Annotated in this window: 19 protein-coding genes, 1 tRNA gene and 1 other annotated feature; of the genes, 2 read left to right on the plus strand and 18 right to left on the minus strand. The window is 44.9% G+C overall.

What is annotated here, in order from left to right:
* Positions 1-27 precede the first annotated feature (27 nt).
* From BLW39_RS00480 to BLW39_RS00565, 18 genes are all read right to left on the minus strand, one after another.
* Positions 28-2,112 carry a PBP1A family penicillin-binding protein gene (locus BLW39_RS00480; protein WP_059375384.1) on the minus strand — a complete coding sequence of 695 codons (2,085 nt, stop codon included), beginning with the start codon at positions 2,110-2,112 and terminating at the stop codon, positions 28-30.
* 71 nt (positions 2,113-2,183) lie between these two features.
* Positions 2,184-3,875: an arginine--tRNA ligase gene (argS, locus tag BLW39_RS00485; RefSeq protein WP_059375387.1), complete on the minus strand. Its 1,692-nt coding sequence runs from the start codon at positions 3,873-3,875 to the stop codon at positions 2,184-2,186.
* 229 nt (positions 3,876-4,104) lie between these two features.
* Positions 4,105-4,359: a hypothetical protein gene (locus BLW39_RS00490; RefSeq protein ID WP_059375395.1), complete on the minus strand. Its 255-nt coding sequence runs from the start codon at positions 4,357-4,359 to the stop codon at positions 4,105-4,107.
* 33 nt (positions 4,360-4,392) lie between these two features.
* The gene (gene coaBC, locus BLW39_RS00495) at positions 4,393-5,637 is read right to left on the minus strand and encodes a bifunctional phosphopantothenoylcysteine decarboxylase/phosphopantothenate--cysteine ligase CoaBC (protein WP_059375398.1); all 1,245 of its coding nucleotides are present in this window, start codon (positions 5,635-5,637) and stop codon (positions 4,393-4,395) included.
* Between the two features lie 2 nt (positions 5,638-5,639).
* The gene (gene murE / locus BLW39_RS00500; RefSeq protein WP_059375402.1) at positions 5,640-7,169 is read right to left on the minus strand and encodes a UDP-N-acetylmuramyl-tripeptide synthetase; all 1,530 of its coding nucleotides are present in this window, start codon (positions 7,167-7,169) and stop codon (positions 5,640-5,642) included.
* Between the two features lie 96 nt (positions 7,170-7,265).
* The gene (locus BLW39_RS00505) at positions 7,266-8,411 is read right to left on the minus strand and encodes a cation:proton antiporter (protein ID WP_059375406.1); all 1,146 of its coding nucleotides are present in this window, start codon (positions 8,409-8,411) and stop codon (positions 7,266-7,268) included.
* A 172-nt stretch (positions 8,412-8,583) separates the two neighbouring features.
* Entirely contained in the window at positions 8,584-9,603 is a 1,020-nt protein-coding gene (locus BLW39_RS00510; protein ID WP_059375414.1) for a tRNA dihydrouridine synthase, read from the minus strand.
* 108 nt (positions 9,604-9,711) lie between these two features.
* Positions 9,712-10,320 (minus strand): non-canonical purine NTP pyrophosphatase, encoded by a 609-nt coding sequence (locus BLW39_RS00515; protein WP_059375420.1) that lies wholly within the window; start codon positions 10,318-10,320, stop codon positions 9,712-9,714.
* 11 nt (positions 10,321-10,331) lie between these two features.
* Entirely contained in the window at positions 10,332-11,357 is a 1,026-nt protein-coding gene (locus BLW39_RS00520; protein ID WP_059375426.1) for a biotin--[acetyl-CoA-carboxylase] ligase, read from the minus strand.
* A 9-nt stretch (positions 11,358-11,366) separates the two neighbouring features.
* Positions 11,367-11,927, minus strand: coding sequence for a biotin transporter BioY (locus BLW39_RS00525; RefSeq protein ID WP_059375432.1), 561 nt, complete (start codon positions 11,925-11,927; stop codon positions 11,367-11,369).
* Between the two features lie 115 nt (positions 11,928-12,042).
* Positions 12,043-12,969 (minus strand): YutD family protein, encoded by a 927-nt coding sequence (locus BLW39_RS07185; RefSeq protein ID WP_074717651.1) that lies wholly within the window; start codon positions 12,967-12,969, stop codon positions 12,043-12,045.
* An 8-nt stretch (positions 12,970-12,977) separates the two neighbouring features.
* Positions 12,978-14,345 carry a bifunctional metallophosphatase/5'-nucleotidase gene (locus BLW39_RS00535; RefSeq protein WP_059375440.1) on the minus strand — a complete coding sequence of 456 codons (1,368 nt, stop codon included), beginning with the start codon at positions 14,343-14,345 and terminating at the stop codon, positions 12,978-12,980.
* Positions 14,346-14,558: 213 nt separating this feature from the next.
* On the minus strand, positions 14,559-15,653 hold the full coding sequence (locus BLW39_RS00540; protein ID WP_059375446.1) for an aminopeptidase P family protein: 1,095 nt from the start codon (positions 15,651-15,653) through the stop codon (positions 14,559-14,561).
* A 168-nt stretch (positions 15,654-15,821) separates the two neighbouring features.
* Entirely contained in the window at positions 15,822-16,136 is a 315-nt protein-coding gene (gene rpmA, locus BLW39_RS00545; protein ID WP_059375452.1) for a 50S ribosomal protein L27, read from the minus strand.
* A gap of 27 nt (positions 16,137-16,163) precedes the next feature.
* Entirely contained in the window at positions 16,164-16,463 is a 300-nt protein-coding gene (gene rplU / locus BLW39_RS00550) for a 50S ribosomal protein L21 (protein ID WP_059375457.1), read from the minus strand.
* Between the two features lie 13 nt (positions 16,464-16,476).
* Positions 16,477-16,552, minus strand: a sequence feature (ribosomal protein L21 leader region).
* A gap of 66 nt (positions 16,553-16,618) precedes the next feature.
* Positions 16,619-17,191, minus strand: coding sequence for a TetR/AcrR family transcriptional regulator (locus BLW39_RS00555; RefSeq protein ID WP_059375462.1), 573 nt, complete (start codon positions 17,189-17,191; stop codon positions 16,619-16,621).
* Positions 17,192-17,370: 179 nt separating this feature from the next.
* Positions 17,371-18,135 (minus strand): nicotinamide riboside transporter PnuC, encoded by a 765-nt coding sequence (gene pnuC, locus BLW39_RS00560; RefSeq protein ID WP_059375465.1) that lies wholly within the window; start codon positions 18,133-18,135, stop codon positions 17,371-17,373.
* A 42-nt stretch (positions 18,136-18,177) separates the two neighbouring features.
* Positions 18,178-18,504: a DMT family transporter gene (locus BLW39_RS00565; protein WP_059375475.1), complete on the minus strand. Its 327-nt coding sequence runs from the start codon at positions 18,502-18,504 to the stop codon at positions 18,178-18,180.
* 166 nt (positions 18,505-18,670) lie between these two features.
* Between BLW39_RS00565 and BLW39_RS00570 the strand changes: the two genes are divergently transcribed.
* Together BLW39_RS00570 and BLW39_RS00575 are read left to right on the plus strand one after the other, a co-directional pair.
* Positions 18,671-18,744: transfer RNA gene (locus tag BLW39_RS00570), tRNA-Arg, on the plus strand.
* Between the two features lie 488 nt (positions 18,745-19,232).
* A complete protein-coding gene (locus tag BLW39_RS00575; protein WP_059375479.1) occupies positions 19,233-20,249 on the plus strand; it encodes a trypsin-like serine peptidase in 1,017 nt (338 codons plus the stop codon).
* Positions 20,250-20,406: the final 157 nt, after the last annotated feature.

A 20,406-nucleotide genomic window follows, 5' to 3' on the forward strand; every position in this document is an offset into this window, starting at 1 on the left:
AAAATTACCTTACTGGTAACTTTTCACCTAGTTTTTATTAAATGCTCCGGTAATAGTATCCCATACTTTGGCAGCACCAGCAACAGTGGTATTTACCCCATTATTAAAGCTGTTGGCCGCGTTTTGGAACCAGTTACTATTACTACTATTTGAACTTGAATTTGTCGTACTGCTTGCCTGACTAGCATCCTGAACAGTAAATGAACTTTCGGATGTATTCGGCAAGATTTGTCCCAATGACGTCTTGACGAAGTAACCAATCGTTCCCATCAGACCAATTGGCAAGGAACTAGTACTATTGCTTCCTTCCAAACCTTCCCAAGAAACTTGGACAATATCCTTCGTATAAGCAACGGCCCATGAATCCTTTGAAGAATTAGCATTGTTTGGATCATTTGGATTTTCAGTTGTTCCAGTCTTTCCGGCAATCTTGTAGCCGGAAGGCGCTGCCCCAGTACCAGTACCACTGGTATAGGTTCCAAGCATCATCTTAGTCATGTTATCAGCAACCGACTTTGAGATTACTTGAGTCTGCTTGACCTTTGGTTGAGAAACAATCACCTTACCCGTTGAATCGACAATCTTGGTAATATAGTGAGCCTGAGACATCGTTCCATCGTTGGCAAAGGCCGTATAAGCCGAAGCCATTTGCTGAGGCGAAACCCCGTTGGTCAAACCACCCAAGGCCAATGAGAAATTCTTATCAGAGTCTACCAATGGCAAACCAAACTTCTTACCTGAGTTCCAACCAACGTTAACACCAAGCTTGTTTAAGAGATAAACAGCTGGGATGTTATATGAGTGTTCCAAAGCTTCATACATTGGCACATCATCGGTCTGAACGTTCAAGGCATTATTTGGTGAGTAGTTATTGGTACCAAAGTTCATCTTCCTGTTTGGCAACTTGGTGTCAATCTTATAACCAGCTTGCAAAGCCGGTGCATAAACAACCAACGGCTTAATAATTGATCCTGGCTGTAATTTAGACTGGGTTGCCCGGTTGAAGCCACGGAAGGTATGCTGCGTTTCACGACCACCAATAACGGCACGGACACCACCGGTTTGTGCGTTCAAGACAATCGAAGCAGCCTGAGCCTGTGACTGATTACCAAACAAACGACCCTGCTGGAAGTCCTTTTGCAAGTTTTCCTGGTCCTTTTGGTTCAAAGTCGTATAAATCTTATAACCATGGTTCATGATATCCTTTTCATCCAAACCATACTTATTAACGGCTTCGCTAATCACAGCATCGAAGAACCAAGGGTACTTATAAGAATCCTCACCCGTATAATTATCATTTAAGACAATATCGGTCGCTTGAGCAGCCTTTTCTTGGTCCTTGGTCAACTTCTTATTTTCATACATGGTCTGCAAAACCAAGTTACGACGAGCCTTTGATCGGACTGGATTATCAATTGGGTTGAAGCCAGCTGGGTTCGTCAACATTCCAGCCAAAGTTGCCGCCTGCTCAGTGTTCAAGTCCTTGGCATGGACACCGAAGTACTTTTCAGAAGCATCTTCAACACCCCATACACCGTGACCAAACCAGGCATTGTTCATGTACATAGTCAAGATCTGGTTCTTTGAATAAACCTGTTCAACCTGCATTGACAAGAAGATTTCCTTAGCCTTACGGGTGAAGGTTTGCTCTTGTGTCAAATAGGCGTTCTTAACCAGCTGCTGGGTAATTGTCGAACCACCACCAGAAATCACATGTGAGCCAGTCAAACGGTTACGAACAAACAAGAACGCTGCCCGACCCAAACCAGATACTGAAAAACCATGTTCTTTATAGAAGTTACGGTCCTCAATTGATAGAACAGCATCTCGCATGTTTTGTGAAATCTGGTCATACTTCACGTACGTTCCCTTTTGTGAATAAAGAGAACCCGCTTCCTTACCAGAATTATCGTAAATATTAGTTGTTTGTGACAAAGACGTCTCCAGCTTTTGCACATGAGACGTCTTGGCAATTGCTACCAAATAAACAGATGTCAGTAAGAAAATCGTCATAAAAGACAGAATCAATAACCGACCTAATTGGTACCGGTCCCAAACTGGCTGAAGTTTGCGCCAGAAAGAGCTATTTTTAAAAGAAGCTTTCGTTTTCATTCGTTTTCCTTCAACCATCAAAGCGGTGGCTGTCACTAATACGCATAGAGAGTGATTATCAAAAAAGAATTTTACATTTCTTCAGGTGCCTGTACCCCAAGGATAGCCAAGGCATTCGTCAAAGTCGTTGAAACGGCCTTTACCAACGCCAAGCGACCGTTAAGGTTTTCATCATCTGCCAAAATCTTTGAGTTGGCATAGTACTTGTTAAAGGCCCGAGCCAAAGTCAAAGCATACTTGGCAATCACAGATGGTTCGCGGTTAGAAAAAGCACGTTCAACCGTGGCTGGATAGTTTGACAAGGCCGTCACGATGTCCCAAGTTTGTGGGTCATCAAGAGCGATGCCGTTTTCATCAACCGCCACATTTGCCTTGCGCAAAATCGACTGAGCCCGCGCATTCGTATACTGCACGTAAGGTCCAGTATCACCTTCAAAGCGCACCACTTCATCTAACTTGAAGTCAAAGTTATTTGTTCGATCATTCATCAAATCGTGGAAGACAACGGCACCAGCACCGACCTCTTCTGCTACCTGGTCCTTGTTGGCAAGGCCTGGGTTCTTATCGTTGATTTGTGACAAGGCCAATTCATGGGCGTCATCCAAAACATCCTTCAACAAAACAACGTCACCCTTTCGAGTTGACATCTTCTTGCCGTTAAAGGTAATCAAACCAAAGGAAATATGTTCAACATCGTCAGCCCAATCAAGGCCAAGCAATGACAAAACTGCCTTCAATTGAACGAAGTGCTCACGCTGCTCACCACCGACAACATACAGTGACTTCGCAAAGTTGTATGTGTCCTTACGGTAAATAGCCGCAGCCAAATCACGGGTCATATACAAAGTGGCTCCGTCGGTCCGCTTAATCATAGCAGGCGTCAAGTTTTCGTTGATTGAACTCAAATCAACAATTTGTGCCCCTTGTGATTCTTGCAACAGGTCCTTGTCTTCGAGCATGTTGACCACTTTGTCCATCTTATCGTTGTAAAAGGCTTCCCCGTTAAAGGAATCAAAGGTAATGCCCAAACGATCGTAGATTTCAGTAAATTCCTTCAATGACTCTTCGCGGAACCAAGCCCACAATTTTTGTGCCTCGGGATCACCATCTTCCAACTTCTTGAACCAAGCACGACCTTCATCATCAAGTGATGGGTCTTCCTTGGCCTTGTCGTGGAATTCAACATAATACTTCAGCAAAGTTGCGATTGGGTCAGCCTTAACTTCTGCTTCAGATCCCCAAGTCTTGTAGGCATAAATCAACTTACCAAACTGAGTTCCCCAGTCACCCAAGTGATTGATTTTCACTGGTTGGTAGCCATTTTTAGCAGCCAAATTAGCCAATGCATTTCCAATCACCGTTGAACGCAAGTGACCCATTGACATTGGCTTGGCGATATTTGGTGATGACATATCCAAAGTAATTGTCTGTCCATGTCCGTCATCGTTTTGACCATAGTTTTGGCCAGCTGCCAAAACGGCCTTCAAAGTTTCAGCCGTCATGCTTTGCTTATTCAAAAAGAAATTGATGTATGGTCCGGTTGCAACAACCTTTTCAAAGGCGCTTTGGTCCATCTTTTCCACCAAATCAGCAGCAATTTGCTGTGGGGCCTTGCGCAAAACCTTAGCCAAAGTAAAAGTTGGAAAGGCCAGGTCGCCCATCTTAGAGTCTTTTGGTGCTTCGATTTTTGCTTCAATTTCTGCGGTGCTTAAATCTGGTAAAACCGCTTGTAAAGCGGAGGTAACTGCTTGGTTCGTTGCCATTTTTATTTCCTTTTATTCTATTAATTACTATTTTTTGTAAAAGAGGACTCGTCTCTTAAGAAAAACAAAGAGACGAGCCCTGCCCGCGGTACCACTCTAATAGCCATTTTGGCCACTTTTGTTATCAAATATCTGAGCAGAAAAAGCCGCGCGGGCCAGGTCCAACCCCCAACTCACACTATCGTTGAGGTCACTGCCAAGATGGGTACCTGCCTTCATTCTTTTTCAATTAGTCTTCCTTGTCATCATGAGGGGCTGCTTGAATCACTTCCACCTCTGACATCCGGACAATTGCTCGATGGTTCATTTCGTTGACTGCTGGTTGGTCAGCTGGGTCATTTTCAATGATTTCAACTAGCAATGAGTTTTCGTAGACCTTTTCGACTTTACCAGTAAAGGGCTGTTCCAAGTTACCGTAAGCAGGTGCAAGTAATACATCCCCCACGTGGTACTTAGATTCTTGTTCTTCGTCTGCCTTGCTCATCTCAGCCTCCCGATTTGTTTCATTAGATTTACATTATACCACAACTTGACCACTTGTAAGTAAAGCAGCCACCGCAGCAATAATATCTTCCGCTAATTCCGTCTTCAGCTTTGCTTCGACGGCAATTGGTTCATGATTATTGGCAACCAAGGTTACCTGATTTGTATCTTTGTTAAAGCCAGCCTTGTCATCCAAAACATTGTTGGCGACAATCAAATCGGCGTGCTTACTTTGCAGCTTCTTTCGCGCATTTGGAATTAAGTTTTCGGTTTCAGCCGCAAAGCCGACAACCACTTGGCCGGGCTTTTTCGCCTGACCCACCGTCTTTAAAATGTCAGGGTTTTGGACTAAGTCCAGCACCATGTGCTCATCCCCCTGCTTTTTGACCTTGTGATCAGCAATTTCTGCCACACGAAAATCGGACACCGCTGCTGCACCAATAAAGACATCCGCATGGTCCATGTTGGCAACAACGGCAGCCAGCATTTCTTGCGTTGATGATGCGGCAATCACTTTAATCCCAGCACTAACGGGTCGGTCCGTGGCCGCAACCAAAGTCACTTTTGCCCCAGCAGCCAAAGCCGCTTCGGCTAGCGCATAGCCCATTTTACCAGACGAGCGGTTCGTCAAATAACGAACCGGATCAATGGCTTCTTTCGTACCACCAGCAGTCACGACCACATGCTTACCAGCTAAGGACTGGGTAGCTGTTACGGCATCAACACTTCTTGCCAATTGTTCGGCCACACTGGCCAAAATTTCAGCCGGTTCGACCATCCGCCCCTTGCCTTCGTAGCCTTCAGCTAAAAAGCCGGTCGCCGGTCCGACAAAGGTCCAACCATCAGTAGTCAATTGCTGAACATTACTTTGAACGGCAGCGTTTTCCCACATTTGGTTATTCATGGCTGGGACCGCCACCTTTGGCGCTTGGCTAGCCATCACAGTCGTCGTTAAGGCGTTATCGGCCAAACCAAGGCTCAACTTAGCCAAGCTGTTGGCGGTAGCGGGTGCGACAATAATCAAGTCGGCCCACTGGGCCAAGTGAACATGGTCAACTGCAGCAGAAGCTTTCTGCCAGCTTTGATCGGTCAAAACCGCCGCCTTTGACAAGATGGCTAAAGTCTTAGCCGGAATAAATTCCTGGGCTGCATCAGTCATGACCACGCGCACCGCTGCACCAGCCTTAATCAAAGAGCGGGTGATTTCTGCCGCCTTATAGGCCGCAATCCCACCGGTCACCGCTAGTAAAACTTTTTTATCTTGGTAGAAATCAGTCATGGTTATGCCCCCGTTACTAAGTTCTGACCAGCAGCCAAAGCCGCTTGACACTCCTTTACCGCAGCGTAATCACCAATGTAGGGTGTATCAACGCCGTTAAGCTTTTGGTATGGGTCCTCACCCTTACCGGCAACTACCACCAAATCGTTTGGCCCTGCCGCATTAATTGCCTGGTGGATTGCCGTAATCCGGTCCATTTCAAAGTGAACCTGAACATGGTCATTGGTAATCCCGTCAGCGATTGTCTCGGCAATCACACGTGGGTCCTCATACTGTGGGTCATCGGCCGTCAAGAAGACCTGGTCGGCCTTGGCTGACAATACCTTGGCAAAGTCAGCTCGACGGGAAACCCCCTTATTACCAGGTGCACCCAACACCACAATGACTTGACCATCAGGTGACTGAGCCTTTGCAAAGGCCAACAGTGATAAGAGTGAGACGTAGTTATGGGCATAGTCCACAAAGGCCACCCCGTGTCCCGCTAGTGTCAATGATAACATCCGACCTGGAATCGTCACCTCATCTAGGCCAGCGACCATCGCCGGGTGCTTAGCACCGGCTAGGCCAACCATCATCAAAGCGGCGACCGCATTTTCCTCGTTAAAGTCACCAGGCAAATTCAACCGGTAAGTACCGGCGGTTTCCATTAAGTCGGGCACCGCTTGCCCTGGTGTCACCGTAAAGTGTGATTCATGCAAGGCACTCTTCTCACTGGTAAAACGCACCAAAGCCGGATAATCACGGTCAGTCCGACCATAAGTCAAGACCCGGTCGTGGTGAGCCGCTGCCCGTTGATAAATTTCATCAAAGTGGTCCATGCCCGAATTCAAGATAACATGGTCAGAATTGTCCAAAAGCATTTCCTTATGAGCCAAGTAATCGGCAAAGGTTGGGTGCTCATTTGGGCCGATATGATCGGGTGAAATATTTAAGAAGGCCCCAACATTAAAGCGCAGCCCGTATACCCGGTTACGCAAGTATGCCTGTGACGAAACTTCCATCACCAAATGGGTCATCCCATTATCGACCGCCCGGCGCATATCCTTAAAAAGCTCGTATGATTCAGGCGTCGTTAAATCAGATTTTTTCTTGTCTTCCGCCTTTGGGCCAACAATCCGGTCCACTGTTGAGAAAAGAGCCGTCTTACCGTCAGTATCCTCTTGCAACATCGTATAGGCAAAGTAAGCAGCGGTCGTCTTTCCCTTGGTTCCAGTAAAGGCGCCAATCCACAGCTTTTCTTGTGGGTAATCAAAATAGGCCATTGCCAAGATTGACAAAGCCTTTTGGCTATCCTTCACCAAAAATTGTGGCATTGGTCCAGCCAGACGCTGTTCCGTCACCAAAGCATCGACGCCACCAACGCCGTCGAGGTATTCAGCCTTAAAGGCTCCCTTTACAACAAAAAGTGTATGGGGCTTAACCTGACGGGTGTCATAGTGGACATGGTCAAAGGTTAAGTCGACCTTCGGTGCTTCCACCAATAGGTCGTGTTTTTCTAATAATTCAATTACTGCTTGTCTTGATAATTTCATAGATTCATTATAGCATAGCTACCAAAATTTGGACTGGGTAAAGTGTTGATTTGAAGCTGTTTTCTAGAAAAAAGTTAGAAAAAATTGGTTGACCACCTAAGGTTTCATCTGGCGCAAATGAGGCTTGAGCGCAATCGGTGTAAAAACCGTCGTCAACAAGATAACAAAGGTCAATAAGGCGTAATCTTGTTCGGACAAAGCCTTTGCCGTCAACGCCAAATCCGCAATCACAATTGCCATTTCACCCCGAGACACCATGCCAATGCCGACAATTTGAGCATCGACCGTCTTTAAGCCGGCCACTTTGGCACCCAAGAAAGCACCGGACCACTTTGTTAAAATGGCTAAACCAGTCAGTAAGGCAATCAGCCAGAGGTTCGCTAACTGACCGGCAAAGGTCACCTTCAAACCGATGTTGACAAAGAAAATCGGAATAAACAGGCTTTGACCAAGCAACTGGATTCCCCGTTCTAAGCCCTTTGCGTTTGGCTGGCGCGACAAGGTCACGCCAAACAAAAAGGCGACAATTGCCCCGGAGATTTTAACTAACTCGGCTAAGTCAGCGACCAATAGAATCAAGATTAGCGTTACTGCCAGGCTTGCCCCAGGTACCGACAGACGGCTCACTAATCGGAGCAGCAGCGGAACTACTTTGACCATCACAAGCAATACCACAAATAAAAAGGCCAACATCCAAATCAGGGTCAACCACAACGGCTGATTACTTTGCCCACCAATGCCAAAAACCGTTTGGTAGATTGTCCACATCAAAATGGCCAGGAGGTCATCCAAAACCGCCGCGCCCAGAATCGTTGCACCGGCATCGGATTGAATTTGGCCGGCTTCACTGAGAATTTGAGCGGTAATCGACACTGAAGTAGCCGAAAATAGCACGGACCAAAAGAGCGCTTTTTCATCGGAGATGCCAAACACTAGTCCAAAGAGCCAAAAGACCACAAAGGGTGTTACAACCCCAGCCAAAGCAACGGCAACTGATTGGCGCGCATGACGCTTTAACAAAGTTAAGTCGGATTCAATCCCAGCCAAAAACATCAGTAACAAAACACCAATTTCGGCCCATAAGTTCAAATCGTGTCCCGGCACCAACAAGTGCAGGGTTGCCGGTCCTAAAATCACCCCCGCCATGATTTGGCCAACCACCCGGGGCAAGGCAATTCGCTCTGCTAGCCAACCACCAATGAAGGCTCCAGCTAGTACGATAACAATCGTCAAAATGCTCATTTTCTTCCTCCTTTTCCAAACAACACACCTGGAAATGCCCAAAGAAAAAAGGCCCACTCCAAGTGGCCCTAACTCCCCCGTTAGGACGCGCCTTGAGTATGACCTCAACCAAAAAATTATTTTCAATAGTTTAATTATAACATACAGACAAATTGCTCCGTCAAATCAGTCCTCATTTGACGGCAAGCAAGTCGCCAACATGTTCTTCTAACAATGCTCGCACTTCAGCCGTTGTATGGGTTTCCATCAACAGCTGTCGCAACTTAGCCGCGTGCGAGAAGCCACGCAGGTAAATCTTGAAGTAGCGCTTCAAAGCCTCGAAGTTTTTCTTGTTGGCCGTTTGATTGACCTCATCGAAGAGGTCCAACTGCAATTCCAATAATGAAATTGATTCGGCTAGTGTATGATCGACAACTTCTGATTCGAAGGCATAAGGATTATTCAAGACACCCCGACCAATCATAATTCCATCAACGCCAGGATGGTCTTTAGCCAACTGCAAGCCGTGCTCGTAGTCCTTGATATCACCATTAATTTGCAACAAAGTATCTGGTGCAAGTCGGTCGCGCATGGCCACAATATCATCAATTAATTCAAAGTGGGCATCGACCTTTGACATCTCTTTGCGAGTCCGAAGGTGGATTGTCAACACTTGAATGTCCTGATTAAAGAGCATTTCCAGCCAATCATGGTATTCGTCCGTCTTATAAAAGCCAAGACGAGTTTTAACGGAAACAGGAAGACCGCTTTCCTTAGCTGCCGCAATCAAGGCGGCTGCTCGATCTGGGTGGCGAATCAAGTCCGAACCGGCATCATTTTTCACGACAGTCCCATCAGGACAACCCATATTCAAATCAACCGCTTCATAGCCCAATCCAGGCAATACTTTGGCAGCACCAGCAATTGCTTCGGGCTTTGATCCCCAGATTTGCGCAATCGGCATCTGCTCGCCGGGTGCAACGGCCAAGCGGCCCTGAACAGAAAACTTAGCTTCCGGATGCACCATTGAGGCGGCATTCGTGAATTCCGTATAGTAGACGTCTGGTCCGCCAGCCTGGGCAACTACCCGCCGAAAAATGGTATCCGTTACAGCTTCCATTGGTGCCATCGAGAAAAATGGTCGCTGGTTGCCATCCTTATCCTTGGCCTGATCAACAATCTTTTGCCAGTAGGCACTCTTTGCAGTGGTCATAAGCCCTCCTTTCGACCCTGAAATGGGTCCAGTAAAATCAACCTTACCATTTTAGCACGGTTATCTGTCTTTTTCAAAAATCGTTATTTTTTCGCATAAAAAAAGAGCTTAGCGCTCTAATGATTTTACTTCAATTTCTTTAACCAGTTGCGCCAGGGCCCGTGATCGGTCATGGTAATTGACCACTTCTTCCAAAGACATCTCAGACAAAGTCTTCCCGTTTTCGGCTTCCATGATGTCATCGAGACCACCAATCAAGTCCCCGGACCGAGCCTCCGTTGCCACCTTGATACCACCGCGGCCTTCAGCCGTCCAAAGCTCGCCAGCCGGACTAACAGCGGCCAAAACGGCTAAGAGATAAGCTGACCGATCTTGACCATCTTGATAAAGGCTCAAGATATAATCAATCTCCGCCTGGGTGCCCTTCACCCCCAATTGGTGAAACTCCCGTGAAGAAGTCACACCAAAGCGATCAGGATAGGCCTGCAAATACAGCCCAGTATCATCCGCCAAAATCCAGTGATTTGGCAGATGTTCATGCACAAATTTTGCCTTGACCTTGGCGTTTTCTAATTGCGAGTCGGTCGTTTCCGCTGGAAAATCCAGTTTTTCACCAAGAACCTCACGGTAATTAATGATTTGATGACCCATTTTTTGGGCCAAAACCGCCATTTCTTCAGTCTTAGCTGAATTATTCGAAGCAAAGATGAATTTCATTTTCCGCCATCCTAAAGGTTGAGATTTTCTAACAGCTTGACCTTGGTCACCTCACCAGCATAGAGCGTTTGGCTGCGACCCGTTTCCGAGTTTAGCAAGACTAAACCGCCCTGATCACTGATATCTTGCACCACACCAGTCAGCGTTTCTGTTCCAACTTTAACAGTTATCGCATGGTCAATCAAGATAGACAAATCCCGATACTTTCCTAGGTAGCAACCACTGCGGTAAATTTCAGCCATTTCCAGTAATTCAATTAAAATCTTGGCCAAAAGTTGGTTTAAATCAACGTTTTCTTCATCCTCGAGTAGCACGGAACCAACTTTACTGGCTAGCGCAGCCGGCCATTGTACCGGTAAAACATTGATGGCAAAGCCAATAATCACGGCCGAATATTGCTGGCTTTCAAAGTTAAAGACTCCTTCAGTAATCACACCACCAACCTTGTGTTGGCGTAAAATCAAATCATTGACCCATTTTAATTTAAAATCTTGCTGAGGAAAGAAAGCCTGCAAACCATTGACTAAAGCAACTGCCGCTGACGTCGTCAAGAGGCTCGGCACTAGGTCCTCACCCGTCTGAATTGGCAAAGCCAAAGACACATACAGCCCAGCATTCTTCGGCGAATAAAAGTCCCGTCCCTGACGGCCATAGCCGCCTGACTGCTCACGGGCAATAAAGGCGCGTGGCTGCAGGCTAGGATGCTTACCGACATACTCTTTGGCGTAGGTTTGTGTCGAATCAATTGTGTCAAATAAGTGAATTTCTGGCAATGGCAGTAACTGCGTGTCATACTTTTTCAGCCACTTTGCTAAGACGGCCTCCTCTAGTTGACCACTTTGCTGGTAGGCATAACCAGTCTTTTTCTTGCTTAAAATGTGATGGCCATCCGCCTTTAACTTTTGAATGGCCTTCCAAATTGATTCCCGGGAAACCCCGACCTGCTGAGCCAATTCATCCCCAGAGACGTAGTCACCATGTTGGTCCAACAAACGTGACAATACTTGTTCCTTTGTCGACAAAACCCGTTTTGTCATGGATACTCCTTAGTGCTGGTTGGCTTCAAATAAGGCCCGGCTGAGCAAAACTGCCAAGAAAACTTTAATTAAATCACCTGGAATAAAGGCAAAATTGGCCACATAGGCTGACCAAAAATCTAGTCCCTGATTAAGGTGTAGCCACAAAGCCCCAATGCCATAAACAATGATGATATCAACTGCCGCCAAAAGGACAAAGCCTTGCCAGCAGCTTGGTTCATCACCCAACTTCTTCTTAAAAATCAAACGGTTTAGGCCCCAGTAGGCTGATGGGAAAATCAGCCAAGACCAGAGGTAACCACCAGTTGGGCCAAACAAAATCGCTAGGCCACCACGACCGCCCGACAAAACTGGTAGGCCCATTGCCACTAATAACAAAAAGGCTGCCAGAACCAAAGTCCCTCGCTTAGTGCCTAAAATTAAAACAATCAACATCACGGCCAAATTTTGGACAACAATTGGTACTGGCAAAAAGCCAAGTGGAATACCCGGAATCATTGCAAAAACAATCATGAGGGCTAAGAAGATTGCCCCCTTGGTTAATTCTTGTAACTTTGAATTCGTGCTCATCTTACTTCTACTCCTTTAGTAACCTTTTCTATTTTATTACGGTTACTAAAAATTTTAGCAAGATTTATTTCGATTGTCAAAATAAAAAGGAAACCCTACACGGATTTTCCTCAGATTATTCTTCTGATTTGCGTTCCTTAATAGTAAAGTTACGCTTCTTTGGCCGACTTTGCTGACTTCTGTTGTTGGTGCCATCGTTCGCTTGTCGCCTTGGCCGCCGTTGGCGGGGCTTTTGACCAGCCTGGTTCGTACCTTTGTTTCCCTGGGTCTGATCGCCGGACTTGTTAGCACCTTGCTTTGTCAGGCTATCCTTAGCCTGCTTTGGCTTCCGTTGATTGCTTGTTTTTTTACTTTTACCTTGGCTTGGTTTTGCTTGCCCCTTCGGCCCTTGTTGCTTGCCTGCATTTGATTTTCCGGTATTTGCCTTCTTAGTTCCGGCTTGGGTCGTTCGTTCTTGTTGCTTAAATTGGTGCTTACGCTTATTACTGCCACCATTTTTCTTAGCACGAGTCCCGCTCTTTTGATTGGCAGCGGACTTTTGCTTACTCGTGTCAGCCGTTTCATTTGAATTAGACTTGCGATGATTAGCCGATTTTTTCTTATTATTTGTCTTATGATTGTTGCTTTTCTTTGGATGGTCCTGTTCCCAGTCAGCCAAGAAATCATGAACCTTCACCGGACGAAATGCCGGAGCATTGTTGGCTAAGACGAAGTAAGGCGCACCAAAGTTGACGTATTCGTACAAATAATCAGCTAAAGCCGTAATCTTTTGGTCAGCCGTAACGTCACGATCTTCCTGATAAAAGCCCCGCAGGCGCAACTGGTCAGCAGACAAGTCACCAACAATATAATCATATTGCTTGAGCAATGGCGTATAGCGGACGGCCAACTTAGTTGGGTCAAAGGCATCCTTAAAGTTTTCCTGTAAGGTCAACTTTAGGCCATCAATCGTAATTTCATCACCAAATACGCTGACCTGAAATTCCTTTTCCCGTTCAGCTTGTTGGTTAATTGTCCGTTCTTTAAGACTTTCGTGATCCATAAATCCTCTTATAGCCGTGCTTTCTCAACATTGACCGCTGAGTCACGGTGCTTTTGATAATATTGTGCGAGCAATTCTCGCAAAAAGATGTCGAGCCGAATCTTAGCCGGCGCCTCGTCCAAAACATCGAAAAAGTCCACCCACCGGTAATGATCCAGGGTTGCAATTTGGTACTTTTCAGACGCCACAACGATGCGACCATCATAGACGAGATCACCGGCTGCATTTCGTCCCATTCCCCGGACTAATAACTGCCCAAAGACTTGACCACGAAAGCCTGATCCCTTAACTTTTTGGTTGACCAATTTGGCCTGATCGCGTTCAAATTCTGACCACAATTCTTCTAATTCACTGCCGGTTAAAGTCACCACCATTGGGTGAATGGCGTGCGGCACTGACTCCAAAAAGTCTTCGGCCGTGGTCATCCCCGCTGGTAAAGGCTGCAAAAAGAGCCCCGAAGAACAAAAAGCAACCGGTAAATTAGTACTCTCTTGTAAGGCGGATAGGCAAGCCTGCCCTTGCTCTGCAACTGTTTGCATTTGATCAAAGTAAACCACTTGATGCGACCGTTCTAACGCAGCACCTTTGTCATGAATGGCTTTGATTGTGGCTGCATCACCTGGTTCAACCGCCAGTTGATCAAAAGGGATTGCCTGAGCAACTTTATCGACCACCTGGTGGTTGTCATCTAGCGTTAAATCAATTTGTCCGACATGGTCCCCATAGCGCCCTGCAGCGGCTAAGAGAGTCCCATTCTTTAATTCACCTTTTGGTAAAACATGGTGGGTATGGGCACCAATAATCACATCGATGTCGTATTCTTCGGCCAGTTCCCGGTCAGTTGGCAAACCCAAATGTGATAGTAAGACCACCAAGTCGGCTTGTGCTCGCAATTCTGGTAGAAGCTGGTCTAAGACCGGCTTGACCTCTTTGGGTTCCCAATTCAATGACCGGTAAGTCAGCTCGTAAGGAGCAGTCAGACCAATCACAGCGACTTTGGTACCAGCCGCGGTCGTAAAAATTTGATCAGGCTTCGCCCATTTTGGTTGGCGTTCACCTGGCATTTCTTTTAAATTTGCTAATAAAACAGGGTAATTGGCATCATCATAAAGGTGGTTCAAATCATCATGAGACATCCCCAGGCCTTCGTTATTACCAATCGTCACAGCGTCATAATGGACTGCATTCATATACTCAACATTTGCCCGACCAAGGGTCGCATCCGTTAAAGGATGAAACCGGTCGAGGGCATCGCCAATATCAAATTTATAAGTCGTGTCTGCCATTTTTGGTGATTGCAAAAAGCGAGACACCCGTGGCCACGATTCAAAGTGAGAATGTAAATCATTGGTATGCCGAATCTGAATGGTTTCCATATCTTTCCCCCGTTATCTTATCTTATCATCAAAGAGCCATTTTCAGAAAGCTTTTATTAAAAAAGTCCCCATCAAATGATGGGGACTTCTTTTAATTAAGAAACGACACGGTCAAACTCTCTTCTATTTCTTTTTTCATCATAACTTCTTTGCCCCCAAAACCACAAAAAAGCCGAACTCAACTGAGTTCGGCTTCACTATTTTTAATTGATATTAATCAACTGGCAAGACAATCAAATCTTTTGGCAAATCAGCCGTCAAAACTTCGTGACCGTCCTTTGTAATCAAGACATCGTCTTCGATTCGAACGCCACCCTTACCGGCCAAGTAGATTCCAGGTTCTACCGTCAACAAGTTACCGACTTCAACTTCGTCGCTTGAACGTGATGACAAATATGGTCCTTCGTGGATATCAAGTCCAGCACCGTGACCAGTTGAGTGTTGATATTCTTCACCGTAACCCTTTTCAGTGATGAAATCACGGGCAACGCGGTCAACTTCAGAAGCAGAAATACCAGCCTTTAGAATTTCAATCGTATTTTCGTTAGCTTCCTTGACGATTTCATAGATCTTCTTCAATTCAGGATCAACTTCGCCCATGGCAAATGTCCGAGTAACGTCTGAAGTATAACCGTCAACGTAGTAACCAAAGTCAACCGTCACCAAATCACCGGCTTCCAACTTCTTGTCACTAGCCATTCCATGAGGCATGGCTGAACGGTAACCAGAAGCAACAATCGTTTCAAATGATGGCTTTTCCCCACCAAATTCCTTTTGCAAAACATCCAAACGGTTAGCAACTTCGCGTTCCGTCATCCCAACTTTAACTTCCTTCAACAAAGCTTTGAAGGCCTTAATTGATGCCTGAGCGGCCTTGCGCAAAGCAGCTGCCTCTTGTTCGTCCTTGGTTTCGCGCAATGCTTCCACTGCCCCAGGAACCGCATCAAAACTAACGTTGGCTGGCAAAAGATCATCCAACTGTTCGTAGAATGAGTATGGCAAATCTGATTCAAAGCCCAACTTTTCAATACCAAATTCACGGGCAACTTCCACTGCCTTCTCATAGTATTGACGGGTAATCTTCAATGATACGCCGGCTGGCAAAGTACCATTGTATTCATTTTCATAACGAGCATCCGTGATAAAAGCTGCATCAGCCAATGAAACAACTAAAACACCATCACCGGGAACACCAGCAAAACCAATCAAATACTTCATATTTGAAGCATTCGAGATAATCATTCCTTGCAAGTCCAACTTCTTCAACAACTTTTGAAACTTTTCCAAACGTTCTTCGTAAAATCCCACGGTAAAGCCCTCCAAATTTTAATTTATCATGCGGCTATTGTAACACAATTTCGACTCCTTCTAAAAGAAAATTCTCATTTTTCTTTAAGAAAGTCAACTTTGCTGCCATTAGCCGATTTGGCTTTTTGAGCACAAAAAAAGCAGCCAAAGCTGCTTTTCTACAAAAAGTTAGGCGTTAGCAAGTAACTGATTGTATTCTTCCCGAGTATAAACGGAAACTTGGCGCTTGTCGCGTCCCTTGCGTTCAAACTTAACCACACCGTCAGTCAAAGCAAAAAGTGTGTCATCGCCACCCTTTTTAACGTTTTGACCTGGGTAAATGTGAGTACCGCGTTGGCGGTAAATGATTGAACCAGCAGTCAAAGATTGTCCATCAGCGACCTTCGTACCTAAACGACGACCAGCTGAGTCACGACCGTTGGCAGATGATCCCCCCCCCTTGTGGTGGGCAAAGAGTTGCAAGTTATCTTGATTCATCAACATAAGTCTATTCTCCTTTAACAGTGATGATTACGCGATGGAATCAATCTTCACGCGTGTATATGGTTGGCGGTGTCCCTGCTTTGTGTGGGAGTGCTTCTTAGGACGGTACTTAAAAGTAACAACCTTCTTTTCCTTACCCTGCTTTTCAACAGTTCCAGAAACCTTAGCACCTTCAACAAATGGGGTACCAATCTTTGAGTCAGTCAAGACGACTTGGTCGAAAACAACCTTGTCCCCTTCTTGTGCGTCCAACTTTTCAACAAAGATGGTATCGCCTTCAGCGACTTTGTATTGCTTGCCGCCAGTAACAATAATTGCGTAGGCCATTATTGGATTCTCCTTTTATACTTAGACTCACCATCCCTTGGTGACTATTTCTAGCTCTTAAGACCTGAGATGTGTGGTTGTAGCTGCGCTAACAACTAATTAAGTTTAACAAAAGTATTAAGAATAATCAAGTTTTCAGCCATTATCAGTGCAAATTAAGACTCAAAATCAAAGAGCAACAAACCAGTTTTCTTAGTACGCGTCATCGTTACTCGCCAAATTTCTCGGAATTCATCCAAAATTTCGTCATAGGTCAAAGCCATTGAATCGCGCAGCCAAAGAGAAACACAGGCCCAAAAGCCAGCCATGATGATTTCCCATTGATAGATTAAGTGCATTCGCGCCCGTTCATCATCAATGTCAACTAGCAACTGATTTCGTTGTTCGCGCAAAGCCGCCATTAAACCGGTCATCAGCTCTGGGTCTTGGTCGTCATTTAAAACAGCATTATAAAGGATTCCTTGCTCAGAAATCACTTCTAAGACTTGTCGAACCCGAAATTTACCAACCGTTTTTTCGGTTAACTCACGAATTAGTTCCTGATTCACATCGTCAATCAAGTCCGCTTTATTATTATAGTGTCGGTAGAATGTTCCTCGAGTGACATGCCCCTTTACCAACAGTTCGGCAATCGAGAAACGGTCCGTCTTAGCTAATAGTTCAATTGCTGCTGACCGCAATACTTGTCTTGAGCGCAACACCCGTGCATCTGTTAACTTTCTTGTCATCTGAAACTTCTCCAATCGGTTTTAAAAGGATAAAGTAAATCAACTTGTCTTGATTATAGCAACAATGACCGTCATTAGTTCAATTAACCGTTAAAAATAGCAAAAAAGGTTGGATTTTTGTCATAACTGACATTTTCCAACCTTTTTACAATAAATATTCTTATAACTACTCGCTACCCTCAGGCAGCAGTCTCTGATTTAGTTGCTCGAGACCAAGGTGAGAAGAACAAGCCAATCACATCGTTACCTAAATACAAGATGTATGTGGCAAACAATACCCAGTTGGCGTCACCTTGCAATGCCGTCAGTCCCCACAAAGAAACTGACATGACCCCTTGCAATGTCCACATCCAATATTGAGAATGGAACTTTCCAATCGTCAAGGTAGCCCCAGTCACACCAATGGCCGCTGAGAAAGCATCCATCCATGGCCGTGGTGAAATCAAAATGTGAGTATCCATCATGTACAACAAGAAGAACGCAACAACGAAAGTAATAATAGCCAACAACCAACCATTGGTATTCATCGCCTTGATTTTACGATTTTGCCATGCATTTCCAAAGAACATAAAGTTCAAATCAAGCGTGATTACATAAACCATCTGCATCACGATGTCCGAATAGTTCTTAGAATGAAAGGCCACAATTGAGATCAAAATAGCTGAAATGAAGCCAAGCAAACCATTAATTCGCTTATTGGCTGTAATGGCCAAAGTACAAGTGAAACCAATTGCCCCACCAATCATTGACAGAATTGACATTGTGTCTAATCCGTGCGGGAAACCGGTAGCCGCAATCACTACTAGACCAATTGCCAACCAAATGTATGATTGCTTATCCCAGCCAGAGAAACCTTCCTTGTAATAAGACCAAGTAAAAATCTGCTTGATGTTTGCCTGAACGTCTTGCCAACTATAACCAGACGTTGCGTTTTCGTGTGTCATATACTCTCCTCAGTGGCTCAAGAATAGGATTTCCCGAACCTTTTAATGTATGCGCCCAAAGATGTTAACCAAAACCACACCAAGGACTAAAAACATTAGTCCAAGGATAGTTTGCCAGTTCAAATGAACCTTGAAGAAAACAACGCTTAAGCACGTGATGATTAGTATACCACTTGCTGACCAGATTGCATATGACAGATAAACTGGAATCGTTTTAACAACAATTGCCAAAAGGTAAAACGACAAGGCATAACAGGCTAATGTTAAAATTGTCGGAATAATCTTCGTAAAACCGGCAGTGCTGCCAATCAGCGCTGTACCGGTAGTTTCGGCAATTACTGCTAGAAAAAGATAAAAATATGCTAACATTTTCCCTCTCCTTTCTGACTTCTTTCTCATTATCAATTGCTAAGCTAAAGATAGCAAGGTTTTTCAAGCAAAAAACAAGCTCGTGTTTGATTCATTTTTATCGAATTTTCAATAGTAATTCTATTCATTTTTTGCTATTCTTAATAGTGTTCTGCTAAACCTTTTTGCACCGGTAGCTCAGCTGGATAGAGCAGCCGGTTTCTACCCGGCAGGTCGTGGGTTCGACTCCCTCTCGGTGCACTAATAATGTTGATATATCAGCGTTTATAAGGATTTACAAGTAACTAAATAAAAACACTCCAGTTCATTTTGAGTTGGGGTGTTTTTTATTTTTTACGATGAATCGATTATCATTTCTCTCATTAAAAAGGTAAATTTAACTGCCTCCTGGCGGTCACTCTTATTTATCGATCAATTTTATTCAAAAATAGAATAATATTGATCGAATTTGGACCGATGCTACCCCCTATTTTCAAACCATCAATCAGCCAAAAACCCCTTCATACCAGTGATTACCCCTCTTTTTAGGACGTGCTATATTAAAGGCAGATAAGGAGGTGATAGGATGCAAAAGTCAAAAAATCATCAATTGCGTTCACCCAATTTCATTAACAGAAAATTACTACCTGTTCGCCTATCCCAACAAATTTCTTTTGTGTGGCTCCCTCTTCTCCGGTAGTCTCTACCAAGCAGACCTTGTCACACAATTATTTGGTAAAGGAGAAATGATGAACAATTTTAAAAAGTGGGGACAACTAAGTGTACTAACCTTAACCATGTTACTGGGCGTGCAAATGACGAACAACCATGCGGATGCCTATGTTTTCGACACCGCTAAGTTTCAAAAAGGACAGGTTCCCGATACAAGGCAAGCGCCTTTTTCTTCAATTGTGTTTATTGTCGATGGTGAAACGGGTGATTCAGCCAGTGGTGTCCTCATTGCCCCCGACACGGTTTTAACCGCCGCCCATGTCGTTTTGCGTGAACGCGATGGTGCAGCCGCAAACCCTTCTGATTGGCCACGACAGTTAATTAATCCTAGCTCATTATCAATTCGCCCAGCCTATGGTGGTGATTCTGGTGCCACAGCTGAGCGATACCCATTTGGTTGGTATTATCATGGTCAAACCGTTTCCATTCCGGCCGAATACTTTGAGGCAGCACTACGCCCCGGTGGTGATGCGGGCGATAACGATATTGCACTCATTCACTTAAACCAACCAGTACAAGGGGCTCCGACACTATCTTTAGCCGAATTTCGCCCTCAAGATGTCAATCGCGAAATTGTCTCAGTAATTGGTTTCCCAGCAACACTTGGACCTGGAAATAATGCTGAACCAGAAAACCTAGAAAATCGAATGTACGCTGATTATGGCACCGTTGCGACAATCACCGGCCGACAATTGTTAACCACTAACGTGAATTGGTCAAACGGTAATAGTGGCGGGCCAATGCTTAATGCATTTAACCAAGTCGTTGGCATTGTCAGTGCATCCAATTCTTACGGTAATTTTGCCACCCGAATTGACTCTGGCTTAAATTGCTGGATTCAAGAACGAATGCATGAACATGAGCAAGCTTTAGCGCCTGAAAATTCCAGCGGTCGTTGGCGTCAATTAGGCAATCAGCGTGTTTATTTTGATCAGAATGGTGAGGCAACAGCTATTGTTAGTCAAGAAAACGAGGACAACTTAGGCGTCTTAGACTTATCTCTTCCAGGTCGATCAAATCATTCGGACTTATAACATTGAAATTCAGCAGAGCTACCGAATATTTAACTTCTGCATGTTGAATCAAAAGGCTGGTCAGATATTTTCTGACCAGTTTTTTAAATGATGACCAATAAGCTGGCTCACTTTAATAATATGAAGCTTACAAAAGCAAAACATGTCAATCATTTCT

Source organism: Fructobacillus pseudoficulneus (assembly GCF_900108455.1).
Classification (GTDB): domain Bacteria; phylum Bacillota; class Bacilli; order Lactobacillales; family Lactobacillaceae; genus Fructobacillus; species Fructobacillus pseudoficulneus.

Bases quoted from the DNA above. Each gene is read 5' to 3' on its own strand.
- BLW39_RS00525 (WP_059375432.1), bottom strand. From the start codon at position 11,927: ATGAGCACGAATTCAAAGTTACAAGAATTAACCAAGGGGGCAATCTTC.
- argS (WP_059375387.1), bottom strand. From the start codon at position 3,875: ATGGCAACGAACCAAGCAGTTACCTCCGCTTTACAAGCGGTTTTACCA.
- BLW39_RS00555 (WP_059375462.1), bottom strand. From the start codon at position 17,191: ATGACAAGAAAGTTAACAGATGCACGGGTGTTGCGCTCAAGACAAGTA.
- BLW39_RS00520 (WP_059375426.1), bottom strand. From the start codon at position 11,357: ATGACAAAACGGGTTTTGTCGACAAAGGAACAAGTATTGTCACGTTTG.
- BLW39_RS00515 (WP_059375420.1), bottom strand. From the start codon at position 10,320: ATGAAATTCATCTTTGCTTCGAATAATTCAGCTAAGACTGAAGAAATG.
- rplU (WP_059375457.1), bottom strand. From the start codon at position 16,463: ATGGCCTACGCAATTATTGTTACTGGCGGCAAGCAATACAAAGTCGCT.
- BLW39_RS07185 (WP_074717651.1), bottom strand. From the start codon at position 12,969: ATGGATCACGAAAGTCTTAAAGAACGGACAATTAACCAACAAGCTGAA.
- BLW39_RS00565 (WP_059375475.1), bottom strand. From the start codon at position 18,504: ATGTTAGCATATTTTTATCTTTTTCTAGCAGTAATTGCCGAAACTACC.
- BLW39_RS00535 (WP_059375440.1), bottom strand. From the start codon at position 14,345: ATGGAAACCATTCAGATTCGGCATACCAATGATTTACATTCTCACTTT.
- BLW39_RS00575 (WP_059375479.1), top strand. From the start codon at position 19,233: ATGAACAATTTTAAAAAGTGGGGACAACTAAGTGTACTAACCTTAACC.
- BLW39_RS00490 (WP_059375395.1), bottom strand. From the start codon at position 4,359: ATGAGCAAGGCAGACGAAGAACAAGAATCTAAGTACCACGTGGGGGAT.
- BLW39_RS00480 (WP_059375384.1), bottom strand. From the start codon at position 2,112: ATGAAAACGAAAGCTTCTTTTAAAAATAGCTCTTTCTGGCGCAAACTT.
- murE (WP_059375402.1), bottom strand. From the start codon at position 7,169: ATGAAATTATCAAGACAAGCAGTAATTGAATTATTAGAAAAACACGAC.
- coaBC (WP_059375398.1), bottom strand. From the start codon at position 5,637: ATGACTGATTTCTACCAAGATAAAAAAGTTTTACTAGCGGTGACCGGT.
- BLW39_RS00510 (WP_059375414.1), bottom strand. From the start codon at position 9,603: ATGACCACTGCAAAGAGTGCCTACTGGCAAAAGATTGTTGATCAGGCC.
- pnuC (WP_059375465.1), bottom strand. From the start codon at position 18,135: ATGACACACGAAAACGCAACGTCTGGTTATAGTTGGCAAGACGTTCAG.
- rpmA (WP_059375452.1), bottom strand. From the start codon at position 16,136: ATGTTGATGAATCAAGATAACTTGCAACTCTTTGCCCACCACAAGGGG.
- BLW39_RS00505 (WP_059375406.1), bottom strand. From the start codon at position 8,411: ATGAGCATTTTGACGATTGTTATCGTACTAGCTGGAGCCTTCATTGGT.